Origin of the sequence: Pseudomonas sp. AN3A02 (genome assembly GCF_011765255.1) — a bacterium.
Taxonomy (GTDB): domain Bacteria; phylum Pseudomonadota; class Gammaproteobacteria; order Pseudomonadales; family Pseudomonadaceae; genus Aquipseudomonas.
In genome coordinates, this window is record NZ_JAARNI010000017.1 from 1 (window position 1) to 19836 (window position 19836).

General features: G+C 61.3%; 18 protein-coding genes. 9 read left to right on the forward strand and 9 right to left on the reverse strand.

Features of this window, described 5'->3' with window-relative positions:
- Positions 1-132 precede the first annotated feature (132 nt).
- Positions 133-1023 (reverse strand): LysR family transcriptional regulator, encoded by an 891-nt coding sequence (locus HBJ59_RS30720; protein ID WP_167665718.1) that lies wholly within the window; start codon positions 1021-1023, stop codon positions 133-135.
- A 101-nt stretch (positions 1024-1124) separates the two neighbouring features.
- On the opposite strand from HBJ59_RS30720, the gene HBJ59_RS30725 reads away from it, so the two are divergent.
- The 3 genes from HBJ59_RS30725 (at position 1125) to HBJ59_RS30735 (ending at position 5189) form a co-directional block, all read left to right on the forward strand.
- Positions 1125-2540 (forward strand): aldehyde dehydrogenase family protein, encoded by a 1416-nt coding sequence (locus tag HBJ59_RS30725; protein ID WP_167665751.1) that lies wholly within the window; start codon positions 1125-1127, stop codon positions 2538-2540.
- Positions 2541-2736: 196 nt separating this feature from the next.
- Entirely contained in the window at positions 2737-4629 is a 1893-nt protein-coding gene (gene mrdA, locus HBJ59_RS30730) for a penicillin-binding protein 2 (RefSeq protein WP_076014338.1), read from the forward strand.
- A 92-nt stretch (positions 4630-4721) separates the two neighbouring features.
- A complete protein-coding gene (locus HBJ59_RS30735) occupies positions 4722-5189 on the forward strand; it encodes an SRPBCC family protein (RefSeq protein WP_167665719.1) in 468 nt (155 codons plus the stop codon).
- 21 nt (positions 5190-5210) lie between these two features.
- Here HBJ59_RS30735 and HBJ59_RS30740 read toward each other — a convergent pair whose 3' ends face one another.
- On the reverse strand, positions 5211-5798 hold the full coding sequence (locus tag HBJ59_RS30740) for a hypothetical protein (protein WP_076014336.1): 588 nt from the start codon (positions 5796-5798) through the stop codon (positions 5211-5213).
- A gap of 140 nt (positions 5799-5938) precedes the next feature.
- Between HBJ59_RS30740 and HBJ59_RS30745 the strand changes: the two genes are divergently transcribed.
- Together HBJ59_RS30745 and HBJ59_RS30750 are read left to right on the forward strand one after the other, a co-directional pair.
- A complete protein-coding gene (locus HBJ59_RS30745) occupies positions 5939-6973 on the forward strand; it encodes a M4 family metallopeptidase (protein WP_167665720.1) in 1035 nt (344 codons plus the stop codon).
- 10 nt (positions 6974-6983) lie between these two features.
- Complete coding sequence (locus HBJ59_RS30750) at positions 6984-7298, forward strand: protealysin inhibitor emfourin (RefSeq protein ID WP_167665721.1); 315 nt, start codon at positions 6984-6986, stop codon at positions 7296-7298.
- 9 nt (positions 7299-7307) lie between these two features.
- Here HBJ59_RS30750 and HBJ59_RS30755 read toward each other — a convergent pair whose 3' ends face one another.
- From HBJ59_RS30755 to HBJ59_RS30780, 6 genes are all read right to left on the reverse strand, one after another.
- The gene (locus tag HBJ59_RS30755; RefSeq protein WP_087695324.1) at positions 7308-8279 is read right to left on the reverse strand and encodes a cyclase family protein; all 972 of its coding nucleotides are present in this window, start codon (positions 8277-8279) and stop codon (positions 7308-7310) included.
- A gap of 27 nt (positions 8280-8306) precedes the next feature.
- Positions 8307-9065 (reverse strand): SDR family oxidoreductase, encoded by a 759-nt coding sequence (locus tag HBJ59_RS30760; protein WP_008434578.1) that lies wholly within the window; start codon positions 9063-9065, stop codon positions 8307-8309.
- Positions 9066-9097: 32 nt separating this feature from the next.
- Positions 9098-10546: an aldehyde dehydrogenase family protein gene (locus HBJ59_RS30765; RefSeq protein WP_167665722.1), complete on the reverse strand. Its 1449-nt coding sequence runs from the start codon at positions 10544-10546 to the stop codon at positions 9098-9100.
- Between the two features lie 2 nt (positions 10547-10548).
- A complete protein-coding gene (locus tag HBJ59_RS30770; protein ID WP_167665723.1) occupies positions 10549-11655 on the reverse strand; it encodes a tartrate dehydrogenase in 1107 nt (368 codons plus the stop codon).
- 120 nt (positions 11656-11775) lie between these two features.
- Positions 11776-12657: a LysR family transcriptional regulator gene (locus HBJ59_RS30775; protein ID WP_167665724.1), complete on the reverse strand. Its 882-nt coding sequence runs from the start codon at positions 12655-12657 to the stop codon at positions 11776-11778.
- Between the two features lie 66 nt (positions 12658-12723).
- Positions 12724-14958, reverse strand: coding sequence for a TonB-dependent siderophore receptor (locus HBJ59_RS30780; protein WP_167665725.1), 2235 nt, complete (start codon positions 14956-14958; stop codon positions 12724-12726).
- Positions 14959-15188: 230 nt separating this feature from the next.
- Between HBJ59_RS30780 and HBJ59_RS30785 the strand changes: the two genes are divergently transcribed.
- Positions 15189-17546 carry a DNA polymerase II gene (locus tag HBJ59_RS30785; protein WP_167665726.1) on the forward strand — a complete coding sequence of 786 codons (2358 nt, stop codon included), beginning with the start codon at positions 15189-15191 and terminating at the stop codon, positions 17544-17546.
- 72 nt (positions 17547-17618) lie between these two features.
- Complete coding sequence (locus HBJ59_RS30790) at positions 17619-18197, forward strand: GNAT family N-acetyltransferase (RefSeq protein ID WP_167665727.1); 579 nt, start codon at positions 17619-17621, stop codon at positions 18195-18197.
- On the opposite strand, the gene HBJ59_RS30795 is transcribed toward HBJ59_RS30790, so the two are convergent.
- On the reverse strand, positions 18194-18409 hold the full coding sequence (locus HBJ59_RS30795; protein ID WP_167665728.1) for an AbrB/MazE/SpoVT family DNA-binding domain-containing protein: 216 nt from the start codon (positions 18407-18409) through the stop codon (positions 18194-18196). The two genes, HBJ59_RS30790 and HBJ59_RS30795, sit on opposite strands and share 4 nt — an antisense overlap.
- Before the next feature lie 70 nt (positions 18410-18479).
- Here HBJ59_RS30795 and HBJ59_RS30800 point away from each other — a divergent pair, with 70 nt between their 5' ends.
- Positions 18480-19100 carry a glutathione S-transferase gene (locus HBJ59_RS30800; RefSeq protein WP_167665729.1) on the forward strand — a complete coding sequence of 207 codons (621 nt, stop codon included), beginning with the start codon at positions 18480-18482 and terminating at the stop codon, positions 19098-19100.
- A 164-nt stretch (positions 19101-19264) separates the two neighbouring features.
- On the forward strand, positions 19265-19834 hold the full coding sequence (locus HBJ59_RS30805; protein WP_167665730.1) for a DUF4174 domain-containing protein: 570 nt from the start codon (positions 19265-19267) through the stop codon (positions 19832-19834).
- Positions 19835-19836 lie beyond the last annotated feature (2 nt).

The following is a 19836-nucleotide window of genomic DNA, read 5'->3' on the forward strand; positions in this document are numbered from 1 at the left end:
GCATCGCCGATGGTAGTGTGGGGTTTCCCCATGTGAGAGTAGGTCATCGTCAAGATTAAATTCCGAAACCCCTGATTGCTCACGCAATCAGGGGTTTTGTTTTGGGCGGTCGGAAACTTAACGAAATGCCGTTTAAAATCCTTTCTCCCTGATCAAGTCAATCAGTGCCCTCAACCCGGCCGGCACATGACGCCTACCTGGATAATAGAGACGAAAACAGTCAAAAGACGGTGTCCATTCCTCCAGTACGCGCACTAACGCCCCTTTCGCCAAATCATCAGCTGCATTCCATTCCGTAAGATAGGTCAAGCCCAGCCCCGCCCTGGCTGCCTCAAGCATCAACGTCGGATTGTCCAGGGTCAAAACCCCCTGCACCTCTACGGCAATTGCTTCGCCATGACGCTCAAACTCCCAGTGGTAGATCGCACCGCTAGGCATTCGGCTGCGAATACACTGATGGGCCCGCAGATCTATGGGGCTGACGGGGACTGGGTGATTGGCAAAATACTCCGGGCTGCCCAATACCGCAAAACGCTGGGCCGGGCTGATATCGACCGCGATCATGTCTTGAGGAACCGTGTCGCCCAGACGAATCCCTGCATCAAACCCCTGCGCAACGATATCCACCAGACGCCCTTCAGTGACGATATCCAGTTTCATCTGCGGATAACGCCGCAGATATTCCAGCAGCAGCGGCATCACCTGCTTTGCGGCACCCGCCGAGGTATTCAGGCGCAAGGTACCGCTGGGTTCTGCGCTGCGATTTCCCGCCTGTTCCAAGGCTGTGCGGATGCTCAACAGTGCCGGCGTAATTGTCTCGACAAACTCTGCGCCCACTTCAGATAACGACACGCTGCGCGTTGTGCGATTGAACAGCCTCACCCCCATCCGCGCTTCAAGCCCTGCAATAGAGTGACTCAGCGCCGACGTCGACACATTCAACTCAGTCGCCGCCGCACGAAAACTTCGATGCCGCGCCACTGCCAATACGGCTTCCAGTTCATTCAGTCCGGATGTGTTCATTGTCCTGGATCACTCATCAACTCATGCCGATTTGTACGGCTTATCAACTCAATCATAGTGAATTACGGTATGACGCACTAGCTCAGCGTCCCGGAGGACCTATGCAACGCATCAACCAGATCTATATCAACGGCGCTTTTGTAACTCCCCATGGCGAAGAGCTTTTTGACCTGTTCAATCCCGCCACGGGCCAGAGTATCGGCCAGGTTCGGTTGGCAAATGAACAGGACGCCCTGGATGCCATCGCCGCCGCTAAGCAAGCGTTTATCGAGTTTTCCCACAGCTCGAAAGAGGTACGCATCGGCTATCTAAAACGCATGCATGCTGCCGTTGAATCCATTGAGGACGAACTCACCGAAGCGATTATCGAGGAGTATGGTGCCCCGGTTTCACGTGCGCGATGGATGGCCAAGCACGCGGCCAGCGTCCTGCAGGATGCTGCCTCGGTACTCGAGAAATACAACTTCTCCCGACGCATCGGTATTGCCGAGGTGGTCATGCAGCCCTTGGGTGTGGCCGGGTTGATCACCCCCTGGAACAGCAACGCCGGTTTTATCTGCGGCAAGCTCGCTGCTGCGCTGGCCGCCGGCTGTACCGCGGTGATCAAACCCAGCGAAATGAGCGCAATCCAGACCTCTATAGTCACCCGCGCACTCCATGAAGCGGGTTTACCGCCTGGTGTGTTCAACATCGTCACCGGTCGTGGCGAAACCGTAGGCACCGTGTTGAGCTCCCATCCTGACATCGCAAAAGTGTCCTTCACCGGCTCGACCGCTGTCGGCAAAACAGTCCTGCGTACCGGAGCCGAGACACTGAAACGCATCACCCTGGAGCTGGGCGGCAAATCACCGGTGTTGGTTCTCGATGATGCGGACCTCAAGGTGGCCGTGCCCATGGCTATCCAGGCAGGCTTCATGAACAGCGGCCAGGCCTGCATCGCCGGCACCCGAATCCTGGTACCTGAAAGTCGCCTGGCTGAAATCGAAGCGCTGATGATCGAGGAAGTAACCAAAGTACAAGCCGGTAATCCTCGTGATCCATCCACGGCCGTGGGTCCCATGGTCAGCCTTAAACAATGGGAGCGCGTGCAGCGCTACATTCAGATCGGGATCGAGGAGGGCGCTCACCTGCTAGCGGGAGGCCCCGGTCTGCCAGAAGGCATCACGGCGGGCTGGTTCGTAAGACCCACCGTATTCAGCCGCGTGACCAATCAAATGACCATCGCCCGCGAGGAGATTTTCGGTCCGGTGCTATCGATCATTACCTACGCAACCGAGGAAGAAGCACTGGCCATCGCCAACGACACGCCCTACGGCCTCCAGGCGTACATCCTGTCATCAAATCCCGAGCGTGCCCGCACGCTAGCCAGCCGTATCGACGCAGGGCGGGTCCTGATCAATACCCTCGCCCATGAGCCGCTCGCACCGTTTGGCGGCTTCAAACAATCGGGCATTGGCCGCGAGTACGGCACATTCGGCCTGGAAGCCTTCCTGGAACCCAAATCGATCCTCAGTTGATTCCTCAGCATGAAAACGTATGAATAAGGTCAACCAGCCAAACCAAAGTGCATGAACCGGCTCCATAAGCACACCGTTCAGGGAAATCGATGCAAAGTGTTTCTGCATTTTTGGTATGGTGCAGCACATTTTCACAAGGACTGATTTCTCCTCCGCAGGAAGCGGCGTCGACCTTATTCAACGAGATGCTGTAGAAATGCCTGAACCGATACCGATCAAGGATCACGAAAAAGAAAACCGCCTGGTCAACAAGCGGCTGTTGGCCTGCGCGCTGCTGGTAGTGGGTATCACCTGCGCACTGGTAGGCCGGATGTACTTCCTGCAGGTGGTGCAGTACGACTATCACTCCACCATTTCCGAGAACAATCGCGTCCACGTCCTACCGATTACCCCGACGCGCGGTCTGATCTATGACCGCAATGGCGTAGTACTTGCCGACAATCGCCCCAGCTACAACTTGACGATCACCCGCGAGCGCACCACTGATCTCAAGGGTGAGCTGGACGCCATCGTCAGCCTCCTGCATCTGCCCGCCGAAGACCGCGGCGTATTTGATAAAGCGCTCAAGCAGGCGCGTCATCCCTTTGTACCCGTCACGCTGTTTTACGAGCTGACCGAAGAACAGATCGCCGTGCTGGCCGTCAACGAATTCCGCCTGCCGGGCGTGGATGTCGAGCCGCAATTTGTCCGCCATTACCCGCTGGGTGCGCACTTTGCCCACTCCATTGGCTACGTAGGCCGGATCAACGAAAAAGAATCCAAGGCCCTCGACTCTGTGGAATACCGGGGCACGCAGTCCATCGGTAAAACCGGGATCGAACGTTTCTACGAGTCCGAGCTGCATGGCCACGTGGGCTATGAAGAAGTTGAAACCAATGCCCAGGGCCGCGTCCTGCGAGTGCTCAAGCACACCGACCCGATCCCCGGCAAAAACATCGTTTTGAGCCTGGACGTCAAACTCCAGGAAGCGGCCGAAGAAGCCCTCGGCGACCGTCGTGGCTCGGTAGTCGCTCTCGATCCGGCAACTGGCGAAGTCCTGGCGATGGTCAGCAAGCCGAGTTTTGACCCCAACCTGTTCGTCACCGGTATCAGCTTCAAGGAATATGCAGCGCTTCACGACTCCCTCGACCGTCCGCTGTTCAACCGCGTGCTGCGCGGGCTCTACGCACCGGGCTCGACGATCAAGCCGGAAGTGGCCATCGCCGGCCTCGACAGCGGTGTGGTCACCGCCCAGACCCGCGTGTTCGACCCCGGCTATTACCAACTCCCGGACTTCGATCACAAATACCGCAACTGGAACCACAGCGGCGACGGCTGGGTGGACATGGATGCGGCCATCATGCGCTCCAACGACACCTACTTCTACGACCTTGCCCACAAGCTGGGCATCGACCGCCTGCACGACTACCTGGCCGAGTTCGGCCTCGGGCAGAAAGTCTCCCTCGACATGTTCGAAGAGTCGGCCGGCTTGATGCCGTCCCAGGCCTGGAAGCGCGCCACCCGACGCCAACCGTGGTTCCCGGGTGAAACCGTGATCCTCGGCATCGGCCAGGGCTACATGCAGGTCACCCCGCTGCAACTGGCCCAGGCCACTGCGTTGATCGCCAACAAAGGCGTGTGGAACCGCCCGCACCTGGCCAAGACCATCAATGGCGTGGCGCCAGTGGATGAAAATCCGATGCCTAACGTCGTCCTCAAAGACCCGCGCGACTGGGAACAGGTCAACCACGGCATGCAACTGGTCATGCACGACCCACGAGGTATTGCCCGGGCGGCTGCAGCCGGCGCGCAATACCGGATTGCCGGCAAGAGTGGTACCGCACAGGTGGTGGCCATCAAGCAGGGCGAGCGTTACAACCGTCTCAAGACCCTGGAACGCAACCGCGATAACGCCTTGTTCGTCGGCTTCGCCCCGGCGGAGCACCCGCGGATCGTGATTTCGGTGATGATTGAAAACGGCGAGGCTGGTGGCCGGGTGGCGGGCCCGGTGGTGCGTCAGATCATGGACGCCTGGCTGCTTGATCAGGAAGGCCATTTGAAGCCGCAATACGCGACGCCCAGCAAGGCTCCGGGTGACCCTCACGTCTGAGATCACGAGGGCATGACGCTGGTCATGCCCCATCCTTTTTTAAAGGTTGCGCATTGGTCGATGTCGCCTACTGTCAATACAGGAGGTGTCTCATGCACGAATCAAATGAAATCAAACGTAAAGTCCTGCTCAACGCTCCACGTCAACGCGTCTGGGAAGCACTGACCGATGCCGAGCAATTCGGCAGCTGGTTTGGCATCGCTCTCAAGGGCAAGCAGTTTGCCCAGGGCCGGGCCATTGAAGCCCAAATCACTTACCCCGGTTACGAGCATGTGGTCTGGAAGGCGAAAATCGAGCGCCTTGAGCCGCAAACGCGCTTTTCTTTCAGTTGGCATCCCTACGCCGTAGACAAGGATGTCGATTACGACACCGAAACGCCCACCTTGGTGGAGTTCACCCTTGAGGATCACGCCGAGGGCATCTTGTTGCGGGTGGTGGAGTCAGGTTTTGACGCGATCCCCGGCGCTCGCCGTCAGAAAGCCTACAAGAAGAACTCCCGAGGGTGGGACGATCAGATGAACAACATCGAAGACTACCTGGCGAAATCCCATCAGCCGTGAGCGGATGGGACGCCGCAATCATCAGCCCTCGTGGGCGGTGCTGATTTCCAGGGTATCGGTGTAGGTTACCAGCACGCTCTGGCCAACCTTGAGGTCTTTGAGGCCGGCGCGGATTTCCGGTTTTTCCACGGTCAGCACTTTGCTCTGGCCAGCTGGATTTTCCAGGGTCACCTGGTTTTTTTTCAGGTCGATGTGGGTGATCTTCAACTGCACCTGCACCTGGCGGAACGCAGCACCGCCCGGGTTCGGGTTATCTGCGGTCGCGCGCAATACGCCAGTCTTCTCGATGGCATCCGGGGCGCTCTTGTCGATGTCGGTATCCAGCACGGCCGCGACCGAATGAGTCACCAGCACCTTGACCTGATCGCCGACCTTGAGGTTGCCCAGGTCCTTGGCCTGTTCGCTGAGCTGCACATGCACCTCACGACCTTCGGCGCCTTGGAGTACTACCTGATGGCTGGCGGCATCCACCTTCAGCACCTTGGTGGTCACCTCATCGGCTTCCAGTGACTTGGACAGCGGGATATCGGCGGCATGTGCCGTCAGGAAACCAGCAGACAGCAAGGTTGCCAGGGTAATTGCCTGACGAAGAGGGCGAAATACGTTCATTCAATAGACTTCCATGTAAGAGGAGCCTTGAGTCTAGTGATGAGCCGGTGATATGCAAATTCGCCAGCCGATCAAAACGAACCTCTGGGGCGGAACCCGATCACAACAATACAGACCGCTATCTGACAAGGAGAACGCCCATGCCCAGTCAAGGTTCATGCCCGGGATTTATCCCGCCCTACATTCTCCATCGGCTGATCGACCATGGTTCCGAGTGGCAGCGTTCGCGAGCGCTGAATACCCTGACGCACGTTCGCCAGTTGCTGCCCAACCCGGGCAAGCCTGGCCCGGCTCCGGTGGCGCCAATCGCCGGCGCGTTGCAACGCAACCTCTACGATGCCGGCCACCTGACGGTGCTCCCCGGTGACCTGGTGCGCGGCGAAGGGCAGCGGGCCAGCGGCGATGCGGCGGTGGATGAGGCATATGACGCCTTGGGCGCGACCCACGATTTTTTCTGGCAGGTTTACGGACGCGATTCTATCGACAATCGTGGTTTAGCCCTCGTCGGCACCGTGCATTATGGGGAAGGCTACGACAACGCCTTCTGGAACGGCGCGCAAATGGTCTTCGGCGACGGTGACGGCGAGGTGTTCCAGCGCTTTACCCGGTCCCTGGACGTGGTCGCCCATGAACTGACCCACGGCATCATCGAGAGCGAAGCCGGCCTGGTTTACCGCAATCAGTCCGGGGCGCTCAACGAATCAATCTCCGACGTGTTCGGCGTACTTACCCGGCAATACGTACTCAAGCACACGGCCGAGCAGGCGGACTGGCTCATCGGCGCGGATTTGCTTACCGACAAGGTTCAGGGCAAGGGCCTGCGCTCCATGTCCCATCCCGGCACCGCCTATGACGACCCCGTGCTGGGCAAGGACCCGCAGCCCGCGCATATGCGGGATTTCGTCGTCACCCAGGATGACAACGGTGGCGTGCACTTGAACTCCGGGATCCCCAACCGCGCGTTTTACCTGGCGGCGACTGCCTTGGGCGGCTCGGCCTGGGAGCAGGCAGGGCAAATCTGGTATGACACCCTGTGCGATGAAAAACTCGATAACGATGCGGACTTCCAAGGCTTTGCCGCCTTGACCGTCGCCCATGCCCGCGAACGTTTCGGTGCGACCCAGGCCAAGGCCGTGGAGAAAGCCTGGGCCGGGGTAGGCGTGAGTCCGGGATGAGGAGGATGTGATGAAACAGCTACCACCCTTGGGCAGCGATGCCACGGTGCGTCTGTCCCGCCAAGGCGGGGTGACCGCGATGCTGAGCCGGCCGCGAGAGATCGAGTTCGCCCAGTGCAACCTGGATGAACGCGAACAGATCTTCACGCTGCTCAATGGTTGCCTGCCGCTGGCCTCGGCTGAGTCAGGAAGGGGCGACCAGCGCTTCTATCAAATCGAAGTGCGTTTTCGCCAGGATGATCGCGATGACCGGTTGCTGCTCCAGGTGCCGGAAGACCTAGCACCTGGAGAGTTAGTCCGGCTGTGGGACAAGGGCCAGGTCTGATCCTCCGGGCTACTTGATCACCACCGGATTCACCGGCGCGCCGCTGCCCCCGACAATCTTCAACGGGGCGGCGGTGTAGAGGAACTTCCACTGGCCGTCATCCGCGCAATCGGCGGCCAGTTCCTCCAGCAACACAATCTCGGTAAAGGCGATTCCCAGGTTGCGCATCAGCGCGCAATGCAGCGGAATCTGCACCCCGGACACCGGGTCGGTGATCACTTCGTTGGCGATGGTATCGGTCACCAGGTTGGGGATTTCCATTTCATGGAACCACTCCACCAGCTCGCGGCTGTAGGTCAGCCCTGGCTCCATCAGGTCCTTGAAGAACTCGGTCTTGCCCAGCTCATAAAACGCACCCATGGAACCGGTGCGGATGATCAGGATGTCGCGCTTTTCAATGGTCACGCCCTGGGCCTTGGCGGCGTCGAGCAAGTCCAGGTGGTTGAAGGTTTCGCCGCGACCCAGGCATTTCTTGCCGCGATGGCGGGCCATGTCGATCAGTACGGCGCGGCCCACCACGCCGCGTTCGGCGATGGCCAGCACGCTGGCCTTGGCCATGCCGCCGACGGTGGTCTGCGCGTCGTAGCCGTTCCACAGTTGATTGTCGTACCAGGCGTGGCCGAGGGCGTCGTACTGCGTCGAGCCTTGCAGTTGCATGAAGATCACGTCGTCGGAGTACGCCGCGCCGCCGGTCATGTGCGGCTGTTTGCCGAAGTGGTAATGGCTGTGGTCGAGGGTGTTGAAGCGCATCGACGGGTTGCGCGCCGGCCACATCGGGTCGCCGTCGGGGTGACCGATCTGCACTTGCAAGGTAAAGGTCTTACCCTGGCGTACCGAGGCGACGCCGCGCAGCACTTCGGCTTCAGTCAGGTAATTGAGGGCACCGACTTCGTCGTCCGGTCCCCATTTACCCCAGTTCTTTGGCAGGCCTTCAAGCAATTCCCGGGTGTTCGGCTCGTTCTTATTATGAAGATCACACATAGCAATTCCGGTCCCTGTGAGAGTGAGTTACACGCAGCGCCCGCCATCGACTTCCAGGCAGGTGCCGGTGATGAACGCCGCTTCGTCCGACGCCAGGTACAGGCAGGCGTTGGCCACATCTTGCGGGGTGGAAAAGCGCCCCAGGGGAATGGTCGCCATGAACTTCTGGCGGTTTTCCGGGGTGTCCGGCACGCCCATGAATTCGCTGAGCAATGCTGTGGCACCGACTACCGGATTCACGCAGTTGACGCGGATATTGTCCGGCCCCAACTCTGCCGCCATGGTCTTGCTCATGACCACCACTGCGCCCTTGCTGCCGTTATACCAGACCAGTCCCGGGCGTGGGCGGATCGCTGCCGTCGAGGCAATGTTGACGAACACGCCGCCGCCCTGGCCGCGAAAGTGCGGCACAAAATGCTTGGCGCTCAAGAAGATGCTTTTGACGTTGACCGCAAATACCCGGTCGAACTCGGCCTCATCGACCTCCAGCATCGGCCGGTTACGGTGGGTGGTACCGGCGTTGTTGATGACGATGTCCAGCCCACCGAATTGCTCCAGTGTGCCGCGCAGCAGCGCGCCCATGCTTTCATCGTTGGCCACGTTGACCTCGATAAAGTGCGCATGGCCGCCGCTTTCGGCAATCTCATTGACCACTCGCTGACCGCCCACGGCGTTCATGTCCGCAACAATTACCTTGGCGCCCTGGCGGGCAAACGTCTTGGCGATGCCCTCGCCAAAACCCGAACCGGCGCCGGTGACGATCGCGACTTTATTGGCTAAACGCATGGTGTGTTCTCCGTTCTTGTTGTTGTGAGGAATCAACCGTGTTTGATCGCAATGGTCTTCAAGGTGGTAAAGCCCAGCAGCGCCTCGAAGCCTTTTTCCCGGCCATAACCGCTGGCCTTCACTCCGCCGAATGGCAGTTCGACGCCGCCACCGGCTCCGTAGTTGTTGATGAATACCTGGCCACAACGCAGCGTGCGCGCCAGGCGCATTTGCCGCGCGCCGTCGCGGGTCCACACGCCGGCCACCAGGCCGAACTCGGTACCGTTGGCCAGGCGAATCGCTTCGGCTTCATCGTCGAAAGGCATCACGGCCAACACCGGGCCGAAGACTTCCTGTTGCGCCAGGCGGCTGTCTGGCGGCACGTCGCGGAACAGCACCGCCTCCTGGAAATACCCGCCGCTGCCGGCCTCGGCCACCACCGTGCCGCGTGCGGCGACGGTGATCCCGGCCTGCTCGGCCTCGCGAATAAACTCCCGCACCAGGCGTTGCTGCTTCTGGTTGATCAGCGGGCCCATGTCCAGGTCCAGCGCCGAAGGCCCGGCACGCAACTCGGAAAAACGCTGGCTGAGGCGCGCGAGCAGGCTTTCGTAGATGCTGCGTTCCACCAGCAAGCGGCTACCGGCGGAGCAGGTTTGCCCGCAGTTCTGCACGATGGCGTTGACCAGCACCGGCAGAGCTTCCTCCAGGTCGGCATCGGCGAACACCAGTTGCGGCGACTTGCCGCCCAGCTCCAGGGTGACCGGGCAGTGGCGTTCGGCAGCAGCTTTCGACACGGCTGTGCCGGTTGCAGTGGAGCCGGTAAACGAGATGTGATCGATGCCCGGGTGTGCGCACAACGCCGCGCCGGCTTCATAGCCGTAACCGGTGACCACGTTGATCGCGCCAGCCGGAAAGCCGACCTCGGCAGCGATCTCCGCCAGGCGCAGTAACGACAGGCTGGCATCTTCCGCCGGCTTGACCACACACGCATTGCCCGCCGCCAACGAAGCGCCGACGCTGCGCCCGAAAATCTGCATCGGGTAATTCCACGGGATGATATGCCCGGTCACGCCATGAGGTTCGCGTACGGTCAATACGGTGTAGCCCGCCTGATACGGCAGGGTTTCGCCGTGCAGTTTGTCGGCGGCACCGGCGTAGTACTCGAAGTAGCGGGCGAGGGCAGTGGCATCGGCGCGGGCGACTTTCAGCGCCTTGCCGGTGTCCCGCGCTTCGATCTGCGCCAGTTCTTCATGATGGTCCAACACCGCCACGCCGAGCTTCGCCAGCAGGCGGCTGCGCTGCACGGCAGATAACGTGCCCCACGGGCCATCGAAGGTTTCCCCGAGTGCCAGGCGCGCCGCGCGGATCGCCGCATCGATATCGGCGGCGGTGCCACGGGCGATGCTCGAGTAGGTTTCGCCGGTGCTCGGGTCGATCACTGGAATGTCTTCCAGCGAGGTCGATGCCAGCCATTGGTTGGCGATGTAATGTGCGTTGGTCATGTTCAACTCCTGTTCCCTGCGACGCATTCGGCGATGGCGCGGCCCACTTCGACGGTGCTGGCGCTGCCGCCCATTTCCCGGGTGCGCGGGCCTTCGGCAAGCACGGTTTCGATGGCGGACACGATCGCCGCTGCGGCTTCCTGGTAAAGCGGATTACCGTCGCCCAAGTGCTCGATCATCAGCGCGGCCGACCAGATCTGCCCGATAGGATTGGCCACGCCCAGCCCGGCGATGTCCGGCGCCGAGCCGTGTACCGGCTCGAACAGTGAAGGGTAATGCCGCTGCGGATTCAGGTTCGCCGACGGCGCAATGCCGATGGTGCCAGTGCACGCCGGGCCGAGGTCGGAAAGGATGTCGCCGAACAGGTTGGAGGCCACCACCACATCGAACCAGTCGGGGTGCTGCACGAAGTGCGCACACAGAATGTCGATGTGAAACTTGGCCGTCTTCACGTCCGGGTAGCGCCGGGCGATCTCGTTCACCCTCTCGTCCCAGAACGGCATGGTGATCGAGATGCCATTGGATTTGGTCGCCGCCACCAGGTTTTTCCGGGGCCGCTGTTGCGCCAGTTTGAAGGCGTAATCCACCACACGGTCCACGCCTTCCCGGGAGAAAATCGACTCCTGCACTGCGATTTCCCGCGAGGTGCCTTCCCACATCCTTCCGCCGACGCTGGAGTATTCGCCTTCGGTGTTTTCCCGCACCACGATAAAGTCGATGTCACCCGGCACACGGCCGGCCAACGGGCAGGGCACGCCAGGCATCAGGCGCACCGGGCGGATATTCACGTATTGATCGAACTGGCGGCGGATCTTCAGCAGCGACTCCCACACAGCGGTGTGGTCGGCGATGATGTCCGGCGCGCCAACCGCGCCGAAGAAGATCGCATCGTGGCTTCCGATCTGCTCGGCCCAGTCGTCGGGCATCATCGTGCCGTGGGCCAGGTAGTGCTCGCTGCACCAGGCAAAGTGGTCGAAGTGAAAGTGAATACCGAACCGCCGGCTGACGGCCTCGAGTACCCGCAGGCCTTCGGGCACCACTTCGCGGCCGATGCCGTCGCCGGGAATCACGGCGATGCGGTGGGTGGGGCGGGTGTTGGAATCGGACACGCCGTGTCTCCTGTCTTGTTTTTATAGGAAGGTCTGGCGGGGGCATTCTTGGCACAGCTGTTACAGCAGGGGAATTGCTCATTGTGGAATCGGCCTTCGCAAAATTCGAAGGCCGAAGGTTTATGCAGGGTTGGCGCTGAGGTAGTCGAACAACGCCAGGCTGGTCAGCGAGGGCTGTTCCTTGCGCATGCACAGGTACATCTGGCGGTCGGCCCAGGCGTCATCGATTTCGATAAAGCGCAAGGCCATCTCCTTGCGGAAAATCTGCACCGCGCCCTGTGGCAGCACGCCCACGCCCTGGCCGGCAGCGATCAGGCGGCACACCGCTTCGAAACTGCGCACCTGCATCCGCAGTCGCAACGGCATGCCGATGGCGGCGGCGGCTTCGGTAATCAACGGCGTGATGGCGGCGTTGTCTTCCAGCCCGACGAAGTCATAACCGAGCAAATCCTCGAAGCGCGCATGGCGCATTTTCAACGGATGATCATGGGGCACGATCAGGCACAGGCGGTCCTGGCAGTAAGGTACAAAGCGCAACTCTTCGCTGGGCCGGGTCGTGACAATGCCGACATCTGCCACGCCGTCGCGCACGGCCTGGAGAATTTCCCGGCTGCGCTCCTCGCGAATGTCCAGGCGGATGCCCGGGTGCAGCGTGTTCCACTGGGTCAGCTGGCGCGGCAGTTCCTGGCTCATCGCCGAACTGTTGGCGTACAGGCAAACCCGGCCGGTGGCGCCCTTGGCGTAGTCGGCGAGGTCGGCGTGCATGCTGTCCACTGCCCGAAGGATCGACTGTGCATGCTGGGCCAACACTTCCCCGGCCGCCGTCGGCGAAACGCCGGTGGAGGTGCGGGTCAGCAGGGCAACCTTGAAGTGCTGCTCCAGCAGCGACAGGCGTCGGCTGGCGGCAGAGAGGGAGAGATGGGATTGCTCGGCCGCCCGGGACAGGTTGCCCAGCTTGACCGCCTTGAGGAACAGCTCGATGGAAGTGAGGTCGGGGGACATGCCGGGGTCCTTGTGCGCAGTGGGTGGAAAAACTACGCAGTTGTGACCCCGGTGTCCAACCTGGGGTTAGAAGTCGATGCTGGCCGACAACTTGGCCACGCGCGGGTCACCTTGGGTCAAGTAACCGCCGAGGGCCGATTCCCAGTACTTGGTATTGGCGACGTTTTCCACGGTGGCACCCAGGGTGACGTCACGCTGGTTCACCTTGAAGGTGTAGCGCGCGCCAACATCGAAGCGGTTCCAGGCGGGCAGGCTGAGGTTGTTGGCCGCGTCGGCGTATTGGCCGCCGGTGCGTAGCATCCGACCGTTAACCGTCACGCCTTGCAGGCCCGGTACATCCCAGTCCACGCCAGCATTCAGTTGGAAGCTAGGTACGCCGATGGCGCGGTTGCCGTCGTTGGCGCCGTTCTGGGTGCCGTTGACTTCGGTGTGGATGATGGTTGCACCGCCCAACAGGCGCAGCCCTGCGATAGGCTCGCCGAACACGTTGAGCTCCACGCCTTTGTTGACCTGCTCGCCCTGGCGAACATAGGTGGCGCTTAAACCGTCGGCGCTGAGTTGTGAGTAGCCATCGGTGGGTTGCTCGATGCGGTACACACCCAGGGTTGCACCGTAGGTGCCCATGTCGACCTTGACCCCGGCTTCGGTCTGTTTCGAACGCGCCGGGGCGTAGGCCTGGCCGGCGTTGCTGATGGGGGCTGTGCCGGCTGTCTGGGGAGCGGTCGGACCCTGGGCCAGGCCTTCGATATGGTTGGCATAGAACGACACATGGTCCCACGGCTTGAACACCAGGCCGTACACCGGTGTGGTGATCGACTTGTCGTAATCGGCGGTGCGAGTGCCCGTGCCGTAGGCGAAGCCCTGAACCACCAGTTCCTGGCGACGCAAACCAGCGGTCACCAGCAAACGATCATCCATAAAGCCCAGGGTGTCGGAGACCGCCGCACTGCGGGCGAAGGTCTTGGCGGTGATGCCCGGGTCGTTCAAGTCGCCGCCCACGAAGCTGCCTTTGACCGGCTCGGCAACGTCCACCGGGTTATAGATATTGCTGGCGTGGCCGGTGAAGTCGAAGTCATAGGCATTGCGGGTCTGGGCCCAGATCCCGGTCAACCCGAGGTTCAGCTTGTGGCTGACCGGGCCGGTCTGGAACTTGCCGTTCAAGCCTGCCATCAGGCTGGTGTTGTCTTCCTGGTGGGCGATGCGCGAGCCACTGACGGTGGCATTGCCCAGGGTGTCGTTCAATGTGACCGACGAGTAGCGGCCGATCTCGTTGGTGTGCTTGGCACCGCCGGCGACATAAGCGGTCCAGTTGTCGTTGAGGTCGTACTCGGCGCGCAACATGCCGAAGGTGTCTTCCAGGCTGCTGGTGCCCCAGCTCGGCGCGTAGTTGGTGTCGGCCGAAGGTGCGTTGGGGATATGGGTCAGGTTCTGGCCAAGCAGCACGGTGTTGCGCCCGCCATTGATCTGCTGTTTCGAGTAGACAAAATCCCCCGACAAACGCAGTGCATCGCCGCGATAATCCAGGCCAACCGCAAACAGCTTCGAGCGCTGGCTCTCGTCGTCGACCCCGGTATCGCCCTCACGCTGGGAGATATTCACCCGCGCGCCGAAGCGATTGTCTTCGCCAAAGCGCTGGCCGATATCCAGGTGCTCGCCGACCCGGCCATCGCTGCTGATGTCGGTGCTGAAGCGGCGCAACGGAACATCATCGGCGCGCTTGGGTTGCAGGTTCACACCGCCGCCAATCCCGGAGCCGCCGGGCGTCACGCCGTTGATAAAGGCGTTGGGGCCCTTGAACACTTCAACCCGTTCCAGGGCGTCGGTGGACATGATCTGGCGCGGCAGGATGCCGTACAAACCGTTGAACGAAATGTCGTCGCCGTTCAGCGGCAGGCCACGGATCACAAAGGCCTGGGCCTGGTTGGCATAGCCTGACGCCTGGCGCACGGACGAGTCGTTGAGCAGCACATCACCGACGTTTTCGGCCTGCTGGTCACGAATCAGTTTTTCGGTATAGGACGACATGCTGAAGGGCACGTCCATGATGTCCTGATTGCCCAGCACCCCCAGTTGCCCGCCGCGAGCGACCTGGCCGCCGGCATACACCGGGGGCAGGGCGTTGGGCGTAGGTGCGTCGGCGCTGATGGTAGTAGCACCCAATTCCAGAGCCTTGCCGTCCTGACTGTTGTTCGCATCCTGCGTGGTTTCTGGAGTGGCGGCGTGAGCGGTGAGGCTCAGGGAACAGCAAAGGGCGAGCAGGGTCGGGCGAAACGGCACAGCAAAACGGCTGGAGGTGGGCATGGTCGATCCTGACGGCGAACCGTCAATGTGAAGAAAAGGGCAACAACGTTGCGCGTCCTCGCTGCGCGGATACGACTCCGGTGCGAATGATAGTAATTGTCATTAATGTTCTGCAACAAGTTTGTGAGATTGATGTCTTCGTGCGTGTAGGCCGTTTCGGTTAAATCGCCGCGCCTTGTCACAGGCCGAGTAGAATCACGCCCTGAAAGCGATTCTTGAGGTGTGGCAAGGTGGATTTACAGCAGGGGTTTGTCCTGACCCGGCATTGGCGCGATACCCCGGCGGGCACGGAGGTCAGTTTCTGGCTGGCCACCGATCACGGCCCAAGGTTTGTGCGCTTGCCGGTGCAGACCTCCGTGATGTTCATCCCCCAGGCCCATCGCAATCCTGCCGAGCTGCAGCTCAAGGGCGAGCGCGGTATCGAGTTGCGCGACCTGGCACTCTGCGACTTCCACCATCGCCCGGTGCTGGGCCTCTACACCAAACAACATCGCCAATTGATGGAACTGGAAAAGCGCCTGCGCAAAGCCGGCATCGACGTCTACGAAGGCGATGTGCGCCCACCCGATCGCTACATGATGGAACGCTTCATCACCGCGCCGGTGTGGTTTGGCGGTACGGCGGGCGAGGGCGGCATGCTGGTGGAGGCGCAGATGAAACCCGCGCCGGATTATCGCCCGCCACTCAAGCTGGTGTCGCTGGACATCGAGACCACCGCCCAGGGCGACCTGTATTCCATCGCCCTGGAAGGTTGCGGCGAGCGCCAGGTGTACATGCTTGGCCCGCCCAACAAAACTGACGCAGTGGACTTCAAGCTCGACTACTGCGACACCCGCGCCGAACTGCTCGAACGCCTGAACCAGTGGCTCGCCACCCATGACCCCGACGCGATCATCGGCTGGAACCTGGTGCAGTTCGACCTGCGTGTCCTGCACGAGCATGCGCAACGCTTGAACGTGCCGCTGCTGCTGGGCCGTGGCGGCGACGCCATGGGCTGGCGCGAACACGGCAGCCGCAACCACTACTTCGCCGCGGCAGCCGGGCGGCTGATCATCGATGGCATCGAAGCCTTGCGTTCGGCCACCTGGAGTTTCGAATCCTTCAGCCTGGAAAACGTCGCACAGACCTTGCTTGGCGAAGGTAAATCGATCTCCACGCCGTACCAGCGCATGGACGAAATCAACCGCATGTTCGCCGAGGACAAGCCCGCGCTGGCGCGCTACAACCTCAAGGACTGCGAGCTGGTCACGCGGATTTTCGAGAAGACCGAGCTGCTGAAATTCCTCCTGGAGCGCGCCAGCGTCACCGGCCTGCCAGCGGACCGCAACGGTGGTTCGGTGGCAGCCTTCACTCACCTGTACATGCCGCTGATGCACCGCCAGGGTTTCGTCGCGCCGAACCTGGGAGACAAACCACCCCAGGCCAGCCCCGGCGGGTTTGTCATGGACTCGCGCCCGGGCCTCTACGAATCCGTTCTGGTACTCGACTACAAAAGCCTTTACCCGTCGATCATCCGCAGCTTTTTGATCGACCCGGTGGGCCTGATCGAAGGCCTGCGTCACCCCGAAGACAGCGAGTCAGTGGAAGGCTTTCGCGGGGCGCGGTTTTCCCGCACCCGGCATTGCCTGCCGTCGATTGTCGCGCGGGTTTCCGAAGGCCGCGAAGTGGCCAAGCGCGAACACAACGCGCCGCTGTCACAGGCACTGAAGATCATCATGAACGCCTTCTACGGCGTGCTCGGTTCCAGCGGTTGCCGCTTCTTCGACACTCGGCTGGCGTCGTCCATCACCTTGCGTGGCCACCAAATCATGCGCCAGACCCGCGAACTGGTTGAAGCCCGGGGTTATGAAGTGATCTACGGCGACACCGACTCCACCTTCGTCTGGCTCGGCAGCGCCCACTCCCAGGAAGACGCCACGCGCATCGGCCTGGACCTGGTGCAGCACGTCAACACCTGGTGGCGTGAGCGCCTGCAGAATGAGTTCGGCCTGCAAAGCGCCCTGGAACTGCAATACGAAACCCACTTCAGCCGCTTCCTGATGCCGACCATTCGCGGCGCGGAGGAGGGCAGCAAGAAGCGCTACGCCGGGCTGGTCACCCGTGCCGACGGCAGCGAAGAGATGATCTACAAAGGCCTGGAAACCGTGCGCAGCGACTGGTCGCCCCTGGCCCGGCAATTCCAGCAGGAGCTCTACCAGCGGATCTTCCACCGCCAGCCTCATCAAGACTACGTACGCGACTACGTACGTCGCACCTTGAGCGGTGAACTCGACGAATTGCTGATCTACCGCAAACGCCTGCGCCGGCAATTGGGCGACTACGAACGCAACGTGCCGCCCCACGTGCGCGCCGCGCGGCTGGCCGACGAATACAACGACCGCCAGGGTCGCCCGCGCCAGTACCAGAACGGTGGCTGGATCAGCTACGTGATCAGCGTCAACGGCCCCGAACCGCTGGAAGTGCGCCAGGCACCGATCGACTACGACCACTACGTCACCCGGCAACTGCAACCGGTGGCGGATGCGATCCTGCCGTTTGTAAACGACGACTTCAGTACCCTGGTGGGTGGCCAGATGGGCTTGTTCTAAAACGGCTTGCCTTGCAGTGGCGAGAGCCTGCAATCTTGGCCACTGACGACCACCAGACGGCGCAGCACTCCCATGACTGAAATCACCCTGACCGGCACCACGGTCGAACTCCGCCCCCTGCAACGCGAACACTCGGCCGCCTTGGTACAGGCCGCCGCCGACGGGCAACTGTGGAACCTCAAGGTGACCAACGTGCCGGGCCCCGACACCGTCGAGAAGTACGTGGACATCGCCCTGGCCGGGCGGGAGGCGGGCACCATGATGCCGTTTGTCATCGTGCGCCGCGACACTGGTGAGGTGGTGGGCAGCACACGGTTCTGGAAGGTTGACCGGGTCAACCGCAAGCTGGAGATCGGCCACACGTATATCAGCCAGTCGGTGCAGAAATCCGGGGTCAACACCGAGGCCAAGCTGTTGCTGCTGACCCACGCGTTTGAAGTGATGGACTGTGTGCGGGTGCAATTCACGACGGATGAACTGAATGAAAAATCCCGGGCCGCGATCCTGCGCCTCGGTGCGGTACAGGAAGGCATCGTGCGCCACGAGCGCATCATGCCTGATGGCCGCAAGCGCAACTCGGTGCGCTTCAGCATCATTGATCCGGAATGGCCGCAGGTGAAGGCGGGGTTGCTGGCCAGGCTGACTCGCTAGGGTTTGTGGCTCAGCTCTTCCACCAGCTCATCCATCAGGTCGGCAATTTTCGGCGTGGTCGACAACACAAAACCTTTTTGCGTGCCCACATAGGTCTCGACGATGTACAGCGTGTCGCCCACATCCAGCCCCAACTCCTGCAAGGCTTCGTCCGGCAGGCGAATGGCGCCGTCGCCGTCCCAGTCTTCGATCGTGACGCGTTTGCTGTGCATGATGGCTTCCCGTTGAACGATTGAACGGCCTAGCCTAACACCTCAACCCACTGCCAGGAGGCTCAGCACCGTGTACACCCTCTACGGAACCCAAGGCACCGGCTCGTGCATCATCGAAATCGCCCTGCAGCGTTGCGGTGTCGAGTGGCGCCAGGTCGACGCCTGCTCCTGGGAAGACAGCGCAGGCAGCGAAGCCCTGGCGCAGATCAACCCGCTCAAGCAAATCCCCACCCTGCAACAGCCGGATGGCAGCGTGTTGACCGAAAGCGCGGCGATCCTGATTCACCTCGGCCTGCAATTTCCCGCCTCGGCGTTGCTGCCCGAGGAGCCCGCCCAAGTCATTCGCGGCCTGGTGTACATCGCCGCCAACTGTTATTCGGCGATTGGCATCATTGACTACCCGGAACGCTGGACCGCCAGCGCCGATGCGCAGCAGCATGGACAGTTGATCAGCGGCACCCGTCGCCGCCTGCATGGGGCCTGGGAAGTGTTTGCCGATCAATTCGCCGACCAACTGGTCACCCCGCAGCAGGCTCCAAATGCATTGGGGGTCATGGCCGCAGCCGTGTCGCGCTGGGCGGGAGGACGCGAGGCGATACAACAGTCGCGGCCTGAGTTTGCCCGGATGCTGGCGCAGGTGGATGCCGACCCCATCGTGGCGCCGGTATTTGCCCGGCATTGGCCGCTGTAAGCCTTAGCAATCAGAAGAAACAATGAGGCCTAAGGTGGCTAAACGCCTTGCGTCGCGGGCGTCCTGACCTACGCTTTCTGAAGCTGGCGTAGGAATCATCCTTGAATTTGACTGTCGCAGACATGAAACTCAAGAACCCTGCATGGAATTCAAAGGAGGTGTGCATGCTCATCCGGTCGCTGACCCTGGCTACCTTGATGGCTTTTACGGGGCCGCTGCTGGCCGCGGATGATCTCAACCCGCTCAAGCAGGACCTGGGCAAGTCACGCCCGTTGGTGGTGGTGGAACTCGACTCCGGCAACCCAACGTTGGCCACTCTCAAGAAACAGCTGGAAGAGCCTGCCAACAAGCAGTCCTTTGAAGAGCGCAGCATGGTGCTCTACACGGTGTCCTTCGGCAGCATCGGCGCCGAAGGCGAGAAGTTCGCCAAGGAGGCCAAGGACAACAAGAAGCTCGCCCCGCCTGAAACCAATGCGCTGATCCGCGCACTCAAGTTGGGTGCCGGCAGTGGTACCAAAGTGATTCTGGTGGGCAAGGACGGCGAGAAAAAACTCGAGAAGACCGTGCCACCGGACACCCTCAACCTGGCGGATTTCTTCAGCGCGATTGATCAGATGCCCCGGGCTGAAAAGGAGCTTGCCGCCCCGGCCGAACCGGAACCGGCTGCGCCGAAAGCCGCGAAGCCTGGCAAAGCTGTGAAGCAAGCACCTGCTTCACAGCAACTGGACGACTGACC

Bases quoted from the DNA above. Each gene is read 5' to 3' on its own strand.
- HBJ59_RS30720 (WP_167665718.1), bottom strand. From the start codon at position 1,023: ATGAACACATCCGGACTGAATGAACTGGAAGCCGTATTGGCAGTGGCG.
- HBJ59_RS30725 (WP_167665751.1), top strand. From the start codon at position 1,125: ATGCAACGCATCAACCAGATCTATATCAACGGCGCTTTTGTAACTCCC.
- mrdA (WP_076014338.1), top strand. From the start codon at position 2,737: ATGCCTGAACCGATACCGATCAAGGATCACGAAAAAGAAAACCGCCTG.
- HBJ59_RS30735 (WP_167665719.1), top strand. From the start codon at position 4,722: ATGCACGAATCAAATGAAATCAAACGTAAAGTCCTGCTCAACGCTCCA.
- HBJ59_RS30740 (WP_076014336.1), bottom strand. From the start codon at position 5,798: ATGAACGTATTTCGCCCTCTTCGTCAGGCAATTACCCTGGCAACCTTG.
- HBJ59_RS30745 (WP_167665720.1), top strand. From the start codon at position 5,939: ATGCCCAGTCAAGGTTCATGCCCGGGATTTATCCCGCCCTACATTCTC.
- HBJ59_RS30750 (WP_167665721.1), top strand. From the start codon at position 6,984: ATGAAACAGCTACCACCCTTGGGCAGCGATGCCACGGTGCGTCTGTCC.
- HBJ59_RS30755 (WP_087695324.1), bottom strand. From the start codon at position 8,279: ATGTGTGATCTTCATAATAAGAACGAGCCGAACACCCGGGAATTGCTT.
- HBJ59_RS30760 (WP_008434578.1), bottom strand. From the start codon at position 9,065: ATGCGTTTAGCCAATAAAGTCGCGATCGTCACCGGCGCCGGTTCGGGT.
- HBJ59_RS30765 (WP_167665722.1), bottom strand. From the start codon at position 10,546: ATGACCAACGCACATTACATCGCCAACCAATGGCTGGCATCGACCTCG.
- HBJ59_RS30775 (WP_167665724.1), bottom strand. From the start codon at position 12,657: ATGTCCCCCGACCTCACTTCCATCGAGCTGTTCCTCAAGGCGGTCAAG.
- HBJ59_RS30780 (WP_167665725.1), bottom strand. From the start codon at position 14,958: ATGCCCACCTCCAGCCGTTTTGCTGTGCCGTTTCGCCCGACCCTGCTC.
- HBJ59_RS30790 (WP_167665727.1), top strand. From the start codon at position 17,619: ATGACTGAAATCACCCTGACCGGCACCACGGTCGAACTCCGCCCCCTG.
- HBJ59_RS30795 (WP_167665728.1), bottom strand. From the start codon at position 18,409: ATGCACAGCAAACGCGTCACGATCGAAGACTGGGACGGCGACGGCGCC.
- HBJ59_RS30805 (WP_167665730.1), top strand. From the start codon at position 19,265: ATGCTCATCCGGTCGCTGACCCTGGCTACCTTGATGGCTTTTACGGGG.